This is a genomic window from Chryseobacterium sp. ZHDP1, assembly GCF_018603435.1.
Taxonomy (GTDB): domain Bacteria; phylum Bacteroidota; class Bacteroidia; order Flavobacteriales; family Weeksellaceae; genus Chryseobacterium; species Chryseobacterium indicum.
This window is the reverse complement of the sequence record NZ_CP075682.1, coordinates 39,214-53,948: the sequence shown is the minus strand read 5'-3', so window position 1 is coordinate 53,948 and position 14,735 is coordinate 39,214. Positions and strand designations below refer to the sequence as shown.

The following is a 14,735-nucleotide window of genomic DNA, read 5'->3' as shown; positions in this document are numbered from 1 at the left end:
TAATAACTTTTTTATGTTCACAATAAATAAAGCTTCTGAAAGACAAAAAGCCGGACACGGAGATTTTCATATTAATATTGTAATTCCCGGAAGAAATACGGCTGATCATGATCTTGGATTTTATAATTTAGGCAGATTTGATGATGCTCATCTTAAACCGGGCGCATTTGTAGGGATGCATCCTCACAAAAATGACGAAATACTTACGCTGATGCGAAGCGGTACAATGCTCCACAAAGACAGCACGGGTAAGGAAATCGCAGTAACACCGGAGAATTTAATGCTGATGAATGCAGGAAGCGGTATTTATCACGAAGAAAGTATTCCTGCTGAGAGATTTACAGAAGATGTACGGCTTTTGCAGATTTTTATAAGACCTGAGAACGAAGACGATCTGCCACAGGTACAGTTTGCCAATGCCGGAAAATTAAGCAAGAATGAATGGCGGCTCGTAGCAGGTGTAAAAGGCAGTAATGCATCGCTTGAAATCAAAAGCAATATTTTGGTGTATGATATGGAAGCGGAAAAAAACAACATCAGATTACCCGATTCGTATTTTGAAAACTCTGTATATTTTATTTATATTTTCGACGGAAAAGTGAATGTAAATGAAACTTTCTTGCAGCAAGGTGACAGCGTCATTCTTGATAATAAGTCCCAAATTTTATCTGTAGATGAAACCTGCATACTTGTTTGTTTTGAAATTGATAAAAACTCAAAGTTTACAAGAAACGGAATGTATAGCGGAATGAAAAGATAAACAAAAAGGCTGAAATTTTAAACTTCAGCCTTTTTTATAATTTATCTTTTCAAAATCTTAAAAGCCATATCTCTTCCGTAACCTTGCATAATGGCGAGATTGATCCACGAAAGTGCAAATTTTTCCAGCAGTTCTACTTTATCCGCTTTTCCAAAGTCTGTACAGGAAGCAAAACCACAATCCAAAGCAAGCCTTTTAGCGACTTCTTTTGCTTTTTCGCTGTCTCCTGCCATAAACATATCGATTCCTTCACCATTGTATATCGGATCGAGCATATTTTCAAAACCTGTTGTGTTAAAACATTTTACGATTTCTGCGTTGGTTTTATCTGCCAAAGCGTGATACACTGTTTTGTAAGGTTCCGGAGACTTCATTACTGCATTGGTAGCATCAATAATTACTTTTCCCGAAACATCGCCTAACTGTTCAATCACTTCAAAAATCGCCGTTGGAGGTGTTGCGATAAGAATTACTTCACACTGCTTCACCGCATTTTCGATCACCGCAAAGCGATCTTCCCCGATTTTTGTTGCAAGGGAAATATTTTTTTCACTTAAAGGAAATTGCGCGCCTATTAAAACAGTATGACCCGCTTTTATCCATTGTTGAGCCAAAGCTCCGCCAACATTTCCGGAGCCGATGATTGCTATATTCATACTTTTAGTTTAACGTGAAATTTACGGTAATTTTTGCATTCAGCAGTTTAGAAACCGGACAATTGGCTTCAGCATCTTTTACAAGCTCCTCAAATTTCTCAGCTTCAATTCCGGAAACTTTTGCTGCCAAAGTAATGTTAGACTGAGTAATGCTTCCATCTTCCAGAACGATTTCACAATCAGTTTTCAATTCATCTGCCGAAAAACCTGCAGCCTGTAAATTAAACGCCAGTTTCATACTGAAGCAACCGGCGTGAGCTGCAGCAATCAGTTCTTCAGGATTCGTTCCTATTCCGTCAGCAAAACGAGAATTAAAACCATATTGGGTTTCGTTTAAAACTGTACTTTGTGTTGTAAGATTTCCTTTTCCGTCTTTCCCGGTTCCGCTCCACACTGCGGTTGATTTTCTTTTGATCTGCATATATTTTATTTAATCCATCTTAAACCGTAATACATTATTTACTTAAAAGCGCTACAACTAATTCTGCAGCAGCCGCTCCCGAATTCTGCTGTTGTCCGGTAATTAAATTCCCGTCCTGAATAGCGTATGAACTAAACGGAGCCGCAACTTTAAATGTTGTTTCCTGTAATTTTCTAGCTTCTTCTTCAATTCTGTAAGGCTGAATTTTCATTCCGACCGCCTGATCTGCAAACTCTTCTTCTGCGTCAGCAAAACCGGTCCAGGTTTTTCCTTTTACTAATAATTCACCATTTGATTTTTTAGCTTCCAATAATAATGTTGTTGAATGGCAAACCGCTGCGCTTGGCTTTCCGCTTTCATAGAAACTCACAAATAATTGTTCCAGATCTTTATTTCCTCTGAAAGTGTACATCGGTCCCTGTCCGCCAACCAGAAAAACCGCATCATAATCTTTTGCATTAACTTCAGTCAGTTTTCTTGTATTTTCAAGCATCTCGTTAAAGTCAGTTTTCTGTATGTACCCTAAAGAAATTACATCATGTGTAGAATAACCGCTTTCGTCCAAAGGATTGGAATAGCCGTCCATTTCCAGTTTTCCTCCTTCTGTTGAAACCAGTTCCACTTCGTAACCTGCTTCCTGAAAGACTCTTAAAGGATGAGTTAATTCTGCTGCCCAGAAACCGATTGGCCAATTGGTCTGTTTACTCACACTCGGCGAGCTTGCCACCATCAGAATTTTACCTTTTACGGGAGCTCCGTGAAAATGAACATAACTATTTACTTCTTTTACTTTTTCCATTTTTTGTTTTTTTGATTTTAAAATCTCTAATTTTGATGAAACAAAGATAATTCTGAGTAGGAAAGAAAATCAATAATGGCTATCTTTGTAAGAAACACACAAAAATGTAAGTATGCCTGATTTTGTTTCGGATAAGCACCTTTTTCACAATCCTGTTGAATTTGCCATGAGCAAAATAGGCGGAACCTATAAAATGCCTATTCTCTGGCGTCTGAAAGACAAAGCATGGCGTTACTCGGAATTGGCTAACAGCATTCCTCATATTTCAGACAGGATGCTTTCTAAGAGTTTAAAAGAATTGCTGGAAGACGGCTTTATTTCCAAAGAAATATTTCCGGAAGTTCCTCCAAGAACTGAATACAATATTACAGAACGCGGTAAAAAAGCTGTAGAAATTATTTCAACTTTAAGAAATTACGGATTTGAGCTGATGAAAGATTTCGGAATTGAAGAAAAATAATTTAAGTCTATTACTTCATTTAAAGCAGCGCTATAATTTTATCAGCTTCCCGAATTCCGCTTAAGTAAGCACCGTGAGCGGTTGAAAAATAATCTGCTTCCGTGTGTTCTCCGGCAAAGAAAAGTCTATCGTTTACCTCTTCTGCCAAATCATCGAAATGAGACATTTCTGTACCGACTGCCGTATAGGAATAGGAACCGAAAGAATTTTCATTATTCTGCCATTTGGTACGCAGCAAATTTACCGGATTCGGAATGCTGTTTCCATAAATATCTTTCAGATGACTCATGATTTCTGAGATAACCTGAGAATCTGACATCGTCTCTGTCTGTCTTGCATAATCTGCGTAGGCAAAAGTCATTAAAGCATTTGCATTTGGACTGAATTTCTTTACATTCACAAAATAATTAAACTTATCTCTAATTTCAGGTGTGTAAGAAATATACTGTACATCATCCCAAAAAGCAGTGTTCCATATTAAAAGAAATTTATTTACACAGTTCATTCCCACTTTTTGGATAGCGTTTTGCTTTGCAGCAGGAAGTGAGGGAAGAAATTCAATTTTATTGGCTTTTAAAACCCCCAACGGAACACTTACAATTACATAATCTGCCTCTGAAATACTTCCGTTATGAGTTATCTTTATTTTGGCATTGCTGTAATCTATTTTGCTAACTCTTTCATTGAGTCTGATATTTAATCCGGAAGATAAAAAACTGGCAATCGTATCATAACCATTGGTTGCTATTTTTTCTACTCCTCCAAATTCTTCTCCTTCATCATAAAGCACGGAAGAAACCTTATCCAGATCTCCCCTGTCGAAAGTGAAGTAGGTAGAAAGAAAAAATTTCCATAGCCTGTTGTTGAATTTATCCGGATATAAATTTTGAAAAACGGTCTGAAAGCTTTGCGCCGGATTTCCGCTGTTTTTTAAAGTGGAAAGAATATTGTAATATTCGGTTTCCGTATTATCAAATACGGTATTACTCCGCAGAATTCCTCCAATATCGTAAGATTTTCTGCTGTCATCAACCGTTTCAAAAGTCTGCATTCCTGCCTGCTGCGCAAGATTTGTTATCGGATTGCCATTAATTCCGTGAATCCAGCTTGCTCCTTCATCAAAAGGAATTCCCAGACTTCTGTTGGTCTTTAATCTTCCTCCAACTTTCTCCTGAGCTTCTAAAACTGTAACCTCAAAGCCTTTTTCTTTCAATTTTTTGGCTGCAGCAAGACCGGAAATTCCAGCTCCAATAACGATGACAGATTTTCCGTTAGGAGTTTCAGTTTCATCTTCCGAAGAACATGAGTTTGCCAGCAAAGAAGGTGCTAAAAATATAAGGGGAAGACCTGCTAAAGTATTCTTAATAAATTTTCTGCGTTGCATTTGTATTTTTTGAAAAACAAATATATTCAATTTTAAATCTGTTTTTCACGGCACGTCAAAAATTTAATAAGCTCTGAATAGTTTTTCAGTTTTAAATTACTTTCTCGTAACCCTCAGTAAAATAACAATTACTAAAAATACAGAAAATATAAATCCTAAAACAGCTACCAAAGACAACTCCCCGATTCTCGGACCCGATTCTGAAGTAAATACAATTGCCGTTGCAATGATATTTGCGCCTAAAATCATTGCCAGAATAAGATTGATAATGCTTGATTTTATCAGCTGGTTTGTTTTTTCAATATTCTTTATTTCGCTGGAAACGGTGAATTTATTTTCGTCTAATTTCTGTAAAACAGAACGCAGTTCTTTGGGAATTTCATCTACACTGTCTGTAAACATGAGCATTCTGTCCATTCCTGTTTTTACAATATTTTTCGGACTTATTTTTTTAGTAAATATTTTTTTGGTGTAAGGATGAAGACTTTTTACCACATCCAAGTCCGGATTTATAGTTCTTCCCACTCCTTCAATAAGACTGATCCCTTTGAATAAAAGATAAAAGTAATCCGGCATATGAAGACGGTTGTCTTTCAGAACATCTTTCATTTTATTGATGATGACCTGTGCATTAATTTCTTTTAAGGATGAGCTGTGAACGAAATTCAGAATATCTTCCACATCATTTTCAAATCTTCTTTCATCCGGAATCTCATAACTGATAGCCATTTTCTTCAGATAACGTACAATTTTATGCGGATTTTTGGCTACAAAACTTACAATAAGATTTTCAAGGACTTCCTTGTCATTCGGAGGGATTTTTCCAACTGCACCGAAATCAATAAAAACTACTTTTCCGTCTTTTTTTACTAAAATATTTCCTGCGTGAGGATCTGCATGGAAAAATCCATAGTCTAAAATCTGAGAGACAAAAAGTCTGAGACCTGTTTCGGAAATGTTTACAGGATCAATATCGTATTGTAAAAGAGATGCAGTATCCGTCACTTTAATCCCATCAATAAATTCCATACAGAGAACATTATTGTTGGAAAATTCTTCATAAACCTTTGGAACGTAGGTTTCTTTGCTGTTTTTAAAATTTCTTCTGAACTGCAGGATGTTTTCCTTTTCATTAATCAGAGAAACTTCTTCCAGTAAAGATTTTTCAAAGGTGGAAATCGCCTGTTTCAGATTGAGCTTCTCTCCTATTTCGGAATAAGAAGAGACCAGCTTTTCCAGATCTTTGATGAGCAGTAAATCGTCTTCAATCACAGACTGAACATCTGATTTTCTAATTTTCAGAATAACCTCTGTTGCATCAATTAATGTTGCTTTATAAACCTGCGCAATCGATGCTGTTGCCAAAGGCTGTTTCTGAATATCCGCAAAATGATCTTTCACCGACATACTGAATTCGTTTTCCAGTATTTCTTCCACATTCATTTCAACCGTTTCCACTTTATCCTGAAGTTTCTGCAGTTCCTGAAGAAGTTCCGGCGGAAGAAGATCTTCTCTGTTGCTGAAAGACTGTCCGAGCTTTACAAAAGTTGGTCCCAGTTCTTCCAAAACGAGCCGGATTCTTTCGTAAACAGTTCCTTTTGATACGACTTCATCGGAATTGGCGGGAATTTCCTCTTTATTTCCCCCGTTCATTCTTGCCAACAGATCTTTGAAGCCGTATTTGCTTAACACGGAAATTAACCGGGCAGATCTTTTTAATTTTCTTTGCTGTTTATCGAACATAGTCTGAAATGTAGTTGCAATTTAATTCAAAAATTGTTCCTATTGATAATAATTAATTTTCTATTTTAAATCGCTTTTTTATAATTTCCCTTTCAGTTTGTTCTGATCGAGGCGCAACGCAGTGAATAATCTATTTCCTAAAACAAAGATCGCAAAGATTTTATTTAAAAAGGTTGAAAATATTTTTCGTTCGCAATGGCGTTCTGCTCAGCAAATGATAGCAGTGTAATGCAAGTTTTTATTATAGCAAATTTTTGAAGTAAATTTAATTAAATACGATATGTCATCCTGAAAGAAGCGCAGCAGATTGAAGAATCTATTTTCTAAAACAAAGATCACGAGGATTTTATTTAAAATGATTGAAAATATTTTTCGTTCGCAATGGCGTTTTACTCAGCAAATGATAGCAGTGTAATGCAAGTTTTTCTTATCGCAAATTTTTGAAGTAAATTTAATTAAATACGATATATCATCCTGAAAGAGGCGTAGCAGATTGAAGAATCTATTTTCTAAAACAAAGATCACGAGGATTTTATTTAAAAGGATTGAAAATATTTTTCGTTTGCAACGGCGTTTTACTACTTCGGATCTTCGATTTCACTCAGCAAATGATAATAAAGCTGTTCAATCTTTTCAATTTAGTTTGTCTTTTCACAGGAATCTAAACTTAGTATTAGAGAAATATAAGACTGAAAGATTTGCGCTTAGATTTCTAAGGATTGACAAACTCTGTGGTTATTTCCTAATGTTAATAAAGCAACTTCCAACCATAGCCCCGATAGAAACGACATCCTTTTTTGTTGCGGGCTAAGCGAAGCGGAGCCAGTAACAAAAAAGATACAGTGGATAGCGGGAAAAAGCTCTAAATGAATATTCTATCATTTTTTTCTTTAACTTTACCATGACAAAATATTTAAAACCAACGCTAAAAAATTATTAAAATGAAAAATTTAAAGAAAGTTTCAAGAGAACAAATGAAAAGTATCGCAGGAAGCGGATTTATCAGAAACTGCTCTAATAAGTGCTGTCCTGATGATGGAAGACCAAGATGTCCCGGATTAATCTGTCCGGCTGTTTTGTGCCCGAATTAGGATCTTTTTTGAAAGAATAAAAACGGAATGCAGAAATGCATTCCGTTTTTCTATTTTAGGTATGTTTCGTACAAATCTTTTCTTCTGTCTTTCATGACCTGAACTGAACCGTGATGATGCAGATCTTTCAGTAAATTTAAATCAACATCTACAATTAATGTCATTTCTGTGTTCGGGGTTGCCTCTCCTTTCACTGCATTGGACGGAAACGCAAAATCCGAAGGGGTAAAAACCGCCGCCTGACCAAACTGAATATCCATATTATTAACTCCGGGAAGGTTTCCTACGCAACCTGCAATTGCCACATAACATTCGTTCTCAATCGCTCTTGCCGCTGCGCAATGGCGAACACGCATATACGCATTCTGGGTATCTGTAAGGTAAGGCACAAAAAGAATTTTCATTCCCTGATCGGCTAAAATTCTTGGAAGCTCCGGAAATTCAACATCGTAACAGATCACTAAACCTATTTTTCCGCAGTCGGTATCGAAAACACGGATTTCGTTTCCACCTTTCATTCCGTAATATTTTTTCTCATTGGGCGTGATGTGGATCTTCCTGTATTCATCCACTCTGCCATCTCTGTGAAGAAGGTAACTTACATTATACAAATCATTATTTTCGAAAACCGGCATGCTTCCGGAAATGATATTGACATTATAACTGATCGCCAAATCTGAGATTTTCATCTTGATCTCTTCGGTTAATTTCGCCAGCTCAATCATACTGTCTCTTTCCGAAAGTTTATTGAAAGGAGCCAGCAAAGGGGTATTGAATAATTCCGGAAACAGAACGAAATCTGCTTTGTAATCTCCCATCACATCTACGAAAAATTCCACCTGTTCATAAAAAGCATCAATATCCTTAAAATGTCTCATCTGCCACTGAACCAATCCCAAACGAATGATACTGTCCTGCATCGTATTTGGTTTTTTGCTGTAGTAAATGTTGTTCCATTGGAGCAAAACCGCATTTTCTTTGGATGATTCGTCCTCCGGCAAATATTTCTTTAAAACTCTGATGGGTAAAAAGTTATTGGAAAGCTGAAAAGACAAAACCGGATCATAAATTTCTTTATCGCGAACTCTGCGGATGTATTCTCTGGGCGATAAATCACTATGCTTGTGATAATTAGGTATTCTTCCGCCTAAAACAATTGATCTTAGATTCAGTAATTCGCAGAGTTCTTTTCTCGCATCATACAGTCTTCTTCCGAGGCGCAGTTCACGAAATTCCGGATCCACAAAGACTTCGATTCCGTACAGTACATTTCCGGTTGAAAGATGGGTGTTAAAAGTATAATTTCCTGTAATATCACTGTAGGTATGATCGTCACCAAATTCGTCATAGTTCACAATAATGGAAAGGGCAACTGCTGCGAGTTTTCCGTCTACCGTAATACAAATCTGTCCTTTAGGAAATATCCGGGTAAGTTTTTCAATACTTTTTTTAGACCATACGTATTCCGACATTTGGGGATAAGCCCTCTTCATGGTAACGACCAATTCATCATAATCCTGAACCGTTAATGGTCTTGTTTCTATTTGCATTTGATGTAATTTTATTTAAATTTAGGGAAAATTTTTATTTTTAATAATTTGCAGAAATAAAAAACATTTGTTATAAAAATTATGCTTGAAAATCTTTCTGATCAAAAGAAAATTAACCTATTCTTAATATTTTCTGCTTTATTTCTTATTTTTTTCATTTATCAACTTGCCAAACCAGACAATGGAAACGATAAATTTATAATTGCCGAAATTAAGACATCAATTGATGGAACGGTTATTAAAAAAGTTGCTGTAAGAAAAAATCTTTTTAGCCATGTTAAAATTTTCCGAAAAAATAAATTTGACACGTTAATTTTTCTCGGCGAGCATACTGATAGCGTAAATATTGGCGATAGAATTTTAAAACAAAAAAACTCACCTTTCTTTTATGTTTTAAATAAGGGAAAAGTTCCTAAGAAATATATTTTTACATTAATTTCTGAAAATACTTTAAATAACGATGAATTTCCAAAAGCATGGAAAGACAGTTGTAAAAGAAATTGGAGGAAAGTTTTAGTCAGAGACGAAAACAACTAGTATTGACCAATTAAATAAAAAATCCCACCAAAAAAGGGCAGTATTTATATTTTATCTTGAATAATCAGGCAAAGACAGCTCAGAAATATTACTCAATTCAATAGAATCTTTTGCCTCATTATATCTTACATACATTGTTCTCCACTTTTTTTTCATCGCTTCCTCTTTTGTAAAAGAATGTTCTTTTACAGTAAAGTGTTCTTTCATATGGTCAAAATCTTCATATTTAAGTTTAAAAATACTTTCAAGCTTCTGACTTACAAGAAACTCGTAATCTTTATATTTAAAATAACCATATTTCTGGCTTTTAATTTCATCATTTACTCTGGGTGAATTATCATTAATGATGGTAGGCTTTTGATTCGTGAACAGTAAATCCAATTGCTTTTTTTCCGAATTTTCAAATCCTGACACAATTATAAATTTCACTTTTTTCTTTGCATTAGAATCTTCGATAAATTTATCAATCTCAGCAATTATTTTCTTCTGACCAATAACTTCGCTGATTTCAGGATTCTTATTACAGGCAGACAATATCAATAGAACAGCTATAACTAAAATATTTTTCATGGTAAAACTTTAAAAATTTAAATGACAAAAATACTAAAACAAAAAATCCCGCCAAAAGGCAGGATTTATATGTAAAATTTCATTCAAAATTATTCCCACTCAATCGTTGCAGGCGGTTTGCTTGAAATATCGTAGGCTACTCTGTTGATTCCTCTTACTTCGTTGATGATTCTGCTGGAAACGGTATCCAAGAACTCGTAAGGAAGTCTGCTCCACGTTGCCGTCATGAAATCAATCGTATTTGCGGAACGAACGACTGCTGTGTATTCGTATGTTCTTTCATCGCCCATTACGCCTACAGATTTTACCGGAAGAAGCACCACGAAAGCCTGAGAAACTTTTTCATACAAATCATTTTTGTATAATTCTTCGATGAATATATCATCTGCTTCCTGCAAAATTATTACTTTTTCTGCATCAACTGCTCCTAAAACCCTGATTCCCAATCCAGGCCCAGGAAAAGGATGTCTGTGAACCAGATGATGAGGAATTCCCAATTCTTCGCCTACTTTTCTTACTTCATCTTTGAATAATTCTCTCAAAGGCTCAAGCAATTCGAATTCCATATCTTCAGGAAGTCCGCCAACATTATGGTGAGATTTAATTACCGCAGAAGGACCGTTTACCGACTGACTTTCGATTACATCCGGATAAATCGTTCCCTGTGCTAAGAATTTAGCGCCTTCAATTTTATGAGATTCTTCATCAAAAACGTGAATGAACTCGTTTCCAATGATTTTTCTTTTGGCTTCAGGATCATCTACTCCGGCTAATTTTGATAAAAATCTTTCAGAAGCATCCACTAATTTAATGTTCATATGGAAATGCTCTCCATAATTGTCCATTACTTTTTTGCCTTCGTCTTTTCTCAGTAAACCTGTGTCTACGAAGATGCAAGTCAACTGATCGCCGATGGCACGGTGAATTAACACTGCCGCTACAGAAGAATCTACCCCCCCTGAAAGTCCAAGAATTACTTTCTGATCTCCGACTTTCTCACGGATTTCGGCAACTGTTTTATCGATGTAATTGGTCAGTTTCCAGTTTTTCTCTGCATTACAGATTCCGAAAACGAAATTTTCCAGCATTTTCCCTCCTTCTTCGGTGTGGGAAACTTCCGGGTGGAACTGTACACAGTAGATTTTTTTGTCTTCATTGGAAATCGAAGCAATTACACCGGATTTTGCGTTTAACTCAAATCCTTCAGGCAATTCTCCCACTTCGTCGAAATGGCTCATCCAAACCACAGAATTATTGGTAACACCTTTTAATAAAGAAGATTCTTTTACGATTTCAAGGTGTGCTTTTCCGTACTCTCCTTTTACGCCTTTATGAACTTTTCCGCCTAAGAGGTGTGCTGTTAACTGCATTCCGTAGCAAATTCCCAGAACAGGAATTCCCTGCTCGTATAATTCTTTTTCAACCAAATGGGCATTTTCTGCATTTACAGAACTTGGTCCGCCGGAAAGAATAATTCCTCTCGGCTGTTTCTCTAACAGTGTTTCTAATGGTGTATTGAATGGTAAAATTTCAGAATATACTCCCATCTCGCGGATTCTTCTTCCGATAAGCTGGTTGTACTGTGATCCGAAATCTAATATGATAATACCGTTGTTCATTTTTTATAATTGATGAATAATGATTGATAAATGATTTTGTAAAATTGTCTGAAATTATAGCCCCGATTGCAGCGGCATCCTTTTTTGTTATTGCGATTGCTGAGAAGTTCCATTGAGTGCTTCACTTTGTTCGCAATGACAAAAAAGATACAGCGGAAAGCGGGAAATAGCTTCTAACAAAAAAAGCCCCGAAAAATCAGGGCATTATTTTAAAACTTTCCGATGTCTTCTCTGTAGAAGCCGTAATCGAAATGTACATGACTTGCATCTTCGTACACTTTTTTGCGGGCATCTTCATACGTTGCTCCTGTAGCTACGATGTTCAGTACTCTTCCACCGTTAGAAACTACTTTATCTCCTTTTCTGATGGCTCCTGCGTATAAAAGTTTGCTGTATTTCAGTTTATCTTCCCCTACAATTTCGAAACCTGTTTCGATGTTTCTCGGGTAACCTCCTGAACACATCACAAGGCAAACTGCTTTTTCGTCTTTAAATTTAAGCTCGATGTCTTTTCCGTCCATACAATCCTGAATAACATCCAGAAGATTGTTTTCCATTAAAGCCATTAAAACCTGAGTTTCAGGATCTCCGAATCTCATGTTATATTCTAAAAGATAGGTTCCGTTTTTCGTTACCATTAATCCGAAGAAAATGATTCCTTTGAAGCTGAATCCTTCTCCTTTAAGACCTTTAATGGTAGGTTCTAAGATATTTTTTTCGAAATCCGCGTAGTGTTCCTGAGTAAATTCCGGGCTTGGCGCAACGGTTCCCATTCCTCCTGTATTGGGTCCTGTATCTCCATTTCCAGCTTTTTTGTAGTCTTTTGCAGCGATACAAGGGAATAGTTTTTCACCGTTTGAAAAAGCGATGATAGAGGCTTCAAATCCTTCTAAATATTCTTCGATTACCAAACGGATTCCGGCATCTCCGTAAATTCTTCTAATCATAAAATCGTGAATCGTTGCTTCAGCTTCTTCCAGAGTATCGCAGATTACCACTCCTTTTCCGCCAGCTAAACCGCTTGCTTTAACAACCAAAGGGAACTGGTGTGTCTGAACATATTCTTTAGCTTCGTTATAAGAATCAAATACTACTGCTTTTGCGGTTTTGATATCATAGGTCTGCATAAATTTCTTAGAGAAAGCCTTACTTCCTTCCAAGCTTGCAACTTTCTGATTCGGACCAAAAACTTTAAGGTCGTGCTTTTTGAATTCGTCCTTTAAACCTGCTACAAGCGGTGCTTCGGGACCAACGATCGTTAAGTCTACCTTTTCTTTGATGGCAAAATCTCTAAGTTCTTTAATCTCTGATAAATGAACATTTTTTCCAATAACATCAGTGGTAGCGTTTCCGTTCGCGAAAAACATTTTAGAAATTCTTGGGTCATTCTGAAGTTTTGCTGCCAAAGCAGATTCTCTTCCACCTTCACCTATGATTAATATTCTCATACTTTATTTAATTAACTAGTCTATAATTTACAAATATATAATTTTGGATGCTATAAAAACAATCTCAAAATATAATTTTAGCCAATCGCTAATAGCCAATGGCGAATTGCTTTACTATTAATGTAAAAAATGTCTGATTCCGGTAAACATCATCGGGATTTTGTGTTCGTTGGCAGCATCTATGCTGTCCTGATCTTTTACACTTCCTCCCGGCTGGATGATTGCCGTAATTCCTTCCTGAGCGCAGAAATCTACTACATCACGGAACGGGAAAAACGCATCTGAAGCCAATACTAAATCGCCGGAGAATTTTTCTTTGGCTCTTTCTATCGCCTGCTGAGTTGCCCAGATTCTGTTTACCTGTCCTCCTCCGATTCCGAAAGCCTGAATTCCGTTGGAAACGACAATCGCATTAGATTTTACATATTTTACCACTCTCTGAGAGAATAATAATGCTTTTTTCTGCTCTTCCGTAGGCTGTGTTTCTGTGACAACTTTGATGTCATCTGAAAAGATGCTGTCATTGTCCTGGACCAGAATTCCTCCGTCGATTTTCACCCAGGTCTGTTTGTCTGAAACCGGATTGACAATTTTTATAATTCTTAAGTTCTTTTTCTTTCTTAAAATTTCAAGAGCTTCTTCATCAAATTCCGGAGCCATTACAATTTCAAGGAAGGTTTTGTTTAATTCTTCTGCGGTTGCCGCGTCGATTTTGTAGTTCATAGCAACAATTCCGCCAAAGATGGAAACAGGATCGCACTCGAAAGTTTTCTGATAGGTTTCCAAAGCTGAAGTTCCGATCGCTACTCCGCAAGGTGTAGAGTGTTTTACTGCACAACAAGCCATTTCTTCTTTGAATTCTGTCACCACTTTCCAGCAAAGATCCATATCCCGAAGATTGTTGAAAGACAATTCTTTACCTCCCAACTGTTCGAAATCTTTCATCGCTCCGTTTTCGAAAGTAGAAACATAGTAAGCTGCTGTCTGATGCGGGTTTTCTCCGTATCTTAAGTCAGAAACTTTTTTGTAAGAAGCATTAAGATAGGTTGGATATTCTTCTTCTAAAAGCATTCTTGAAATCGCTGCATCATAAGCCGAAGTAAGGTTGAATACTTTTCCTGCCAGTTTTTTACGAGTTTCGATGTACGTATCACCGTTTTGTTCCATTTCGATTTTTACGGTTGCATAATCTTCAACATCCGTGATTACCGTAACCGAATCGAAGTTTTTTGCTGCAGAACGTAGCATTGAAGGTCCTCCGATATCGATGAATTCTACCTTTTCGTGAAGAGAAATGTTTTTGTTTACATTTTCGAAGAAAGGATAAAGATTCACAATTACCATGTCAATCAGTCCAATTCCGTGTTCCTGAACGGTATTCATGTGTTCTTCGTTGGAACGAACCGCCAACAGTCCACCGTGAACTTTAGGGTGTAATGTTTTCACTCTTCCGTCCAACATTTCCGGGAAATTGGTAACCTCATCAATCTGAATCGGATTTAAACCAGCGTCTTTCAAATGTTTGAACGTCCCTCCTGTAGAAATCAGTTCATAATTCTGGGCTTCCAAAAACTGTGCGAATTCGGTTAACCCGCTTTTGTCAGAAACACTGATTAAAACTCTCTTTTTGCTCATTTTACTTTCGATTTTTTACTTTTTACAGCTATTTCAAACTGTAGACCGGTTCTTTCACCTCC

The 14,735-nt window shown here is 36.6% G+C and carries 14 protein-coding genes; 4 read left to right on the top strand and 10 right to left on the bottom strand.

All coding sequences use genetic code 11. The features are described from left to right. The first annotated feature begins 13 nt into the window (after positions 1-13). Complete coding sequence (locus KKI44_RS00230) at positions 14-760, top strand: pirin family protein (protein ID WP_214589302.1); 747 nt, start codon at positions 14-16, stop codon at positions 758-760. 41 nt (positions 761-801) lie between these two features. Here KKI44_RS00230 and KKI44_RS00225 read toward each other — a convergent pair whose 3' ends face one another. From KKI44_RS00225 to KKI44_RS00215, 3 genes are read right to left on the bottom strand one after another with little or no spacing between them, the layout of a single operon-like run. After that, on the bottom strand, positions 802-1,416 hold the full coding sequence (locus tag KKI44_RS00225; RefSeq protein ID WP_214589301.1) for an NADPH-dependent F420 reductase: 615 nt from the start codon (positions 1,414-1,416) through the stop codon (positions 802-804). 4 nt (positions 1,417-1,420) lie between these two features. After that, the gene (locus KKI44_RS00220) at positions 1,421-1,831 is read right to left on the bottom strand and encodes an OsmC family protein (protein WP_214591061.1); all 411 of its coding nucleotides are present in this window, start codon (positions 1,829-1,831) and stop codon (positions 1,421-1,423) included. 40 nt (positions 1,832-1,871) lie between these two features. Beyond that, entirely contained in the window at positions 1,872-2,636 is a 765-nt protein-coding gene (locus KKI44_RS00215; RefSeq protein ID WP_214589300.1) for a type 1 glutamine amidotransferase domain-containing protein, read from the bottom strand. 112 nt (positions 2,637-2,748) lie between these two features. On the opposite strand from KKI44_RS00215, the gene KKI44_RS00210 reads away from it, so the two are divergent. Then, complete coding sequence (locus tag KKI44_RS00210; RefSeq protein WP_214589299.1) at positions 2,749-3,096, top strand: winged helix-turn-helix transcriptional regulator; 348 nt, start codon at positions 2,749-2,751, stop codon at positions 3,094-3,096. A 19-nt stretch (positions 3,097-3,115) separates the two neighbouring features. Here the strand turns inward: KKI44_RS00210 and KKI44_RS00205 are convergent, their stop codons facing one another. Both KKI44_RS00205 and KKI44_RS00200 read right to left on the bottom strand, forming a co-directional pair. Further along, positions 3,116-4,480 (bottom strand): flavin monoamine oxidase family protein, encoded by a 1,365-nt coding sequence (locus KKI44_RS00205; RefSeq protein WP_214589298.1) that lies wholly within the window; start codon positions 4,478-4,480, stop codon positions 3,116-3,118. A gap of 96 nt (positions 4,481-4,576) precedes the next feature. Continuing rightward, the gene (locus KKI44_RS00200; protein ID WP_214589297.1) at positions 4,577-6,223 is read right to left on the bottom strand and encodes an ABC1 kinase family protein; all 1,647 of its coding nucleotides are present in this window, start codon (positions 6,221-6,223) and stop codon (positions 4,577-4,579) included. 941 nt (positions 6,224-7,164) lie between these two features. Here KKI44_RS00200 and KKI44_RS00195 point away from each other — a divergent pair. Continuing rightward, complete coding sequence (locus KKI44_RS00195) at positions 7,165-7,314, top strand: bacteriocin-like protein (protein WP_214589296.1); 150 nt, start codon at positions 7,165-7,167, stop codon at positions 7,312-7,314. A gap of 50 nt (positions 7,315-7,364) precedes the next feature. On the opposite strand, the gene KKI44_RS00190 is transcribed toward KKI44_RS00195, so the two are convergent. Next, entirely contained in the window at positions 7,365-8,864 is a 1,500-nt protein-coding gene (locus tag KKI44_RS00190) for a carbon-nitrogen hydrolase family protein (protein ID WP_214589295.1), read from the bottom strand. A gap of 81 nt (positions 8,865-8,945) precedes the next feature. Here KKI44_RS00190 and KKI44_RS00185 point away from each other — a divergent pair, with 81 nt between their 5' ends. Continuing rightward, positions 8,946-9,401 (top strand): hypothetical protein, encoded by a 456-nt coding sequence (locus tag KKI44_RS00185; RefSeq protein WP_214589294.1) that lies wholly within the window; start codon positions 8,946-8,948, stop codon positions 9,399-9,401. 51 nt (positions 9,402-9,452) lie between these two features. On the opposite strand, the gene KKI44_RS00180 is transcribed toward KKI44_RS00185, so the two are convergent. The 4 genes from KKI44_RS00180 to purH all read right to left on the bottom strand — a co-directional run bounded on the left by KKI44_RS00180 (position 9,453) and on the right by purH (position 14,673). After that, entirely contained in the window at positions 9,453-9,971 is a 519-nt protein-coding gene (locus KKI44_RS00180; RefSeq protein ID WP_214589293.1) for a hypothetical protein, read from the bottom strand. Positions 9,972-10,060: 89 nt separating this feature from the next. Continuing rightward, complete coding sequence (gene guaA, locus KKI44_RS00175; protein ID WP_214589292.1) at positions 10,061-11,590, bottom strand: glutamine-hydrolyzing GMP synthase; 1,530 nt, start codon at positions 11,588-11,590, stop codon at positions 10,061-10,063. 209 nt (positions 11,591-11,799) lie between these two features. After that, positions 11,800-13,038: a phosphoribosylamine--glycine ligase gene (purD, locus tag KKI44_RS00170; protein WP_214589291.1), complete on the bottom strand. Its 1,239-nt coding sequence runs from the start codon at positions 13,036-13,038 to the stop codon at positions 11,800-11,802. Positions 13,039-13,155: 117 nt separating this feature from the next. Beyond that, positions 13,156-14,673 carry a bifunctional phosphoribosylaminoimidazolecarboxamide formyltransferase/IMP cyclohydrolase gene (gene purH / locus KKI44_RS00165; protein WP_076393472.1) on the bottom strand — a complete coding sequence of 506 codons (1,518 nt, stop codon included), beginning with the start codon at positions 14,671-14,673 and terminating at the stop codon, positions 13,156-13,158. Positions 14,674-14,735: the final 62 nt, after the last annotated feature.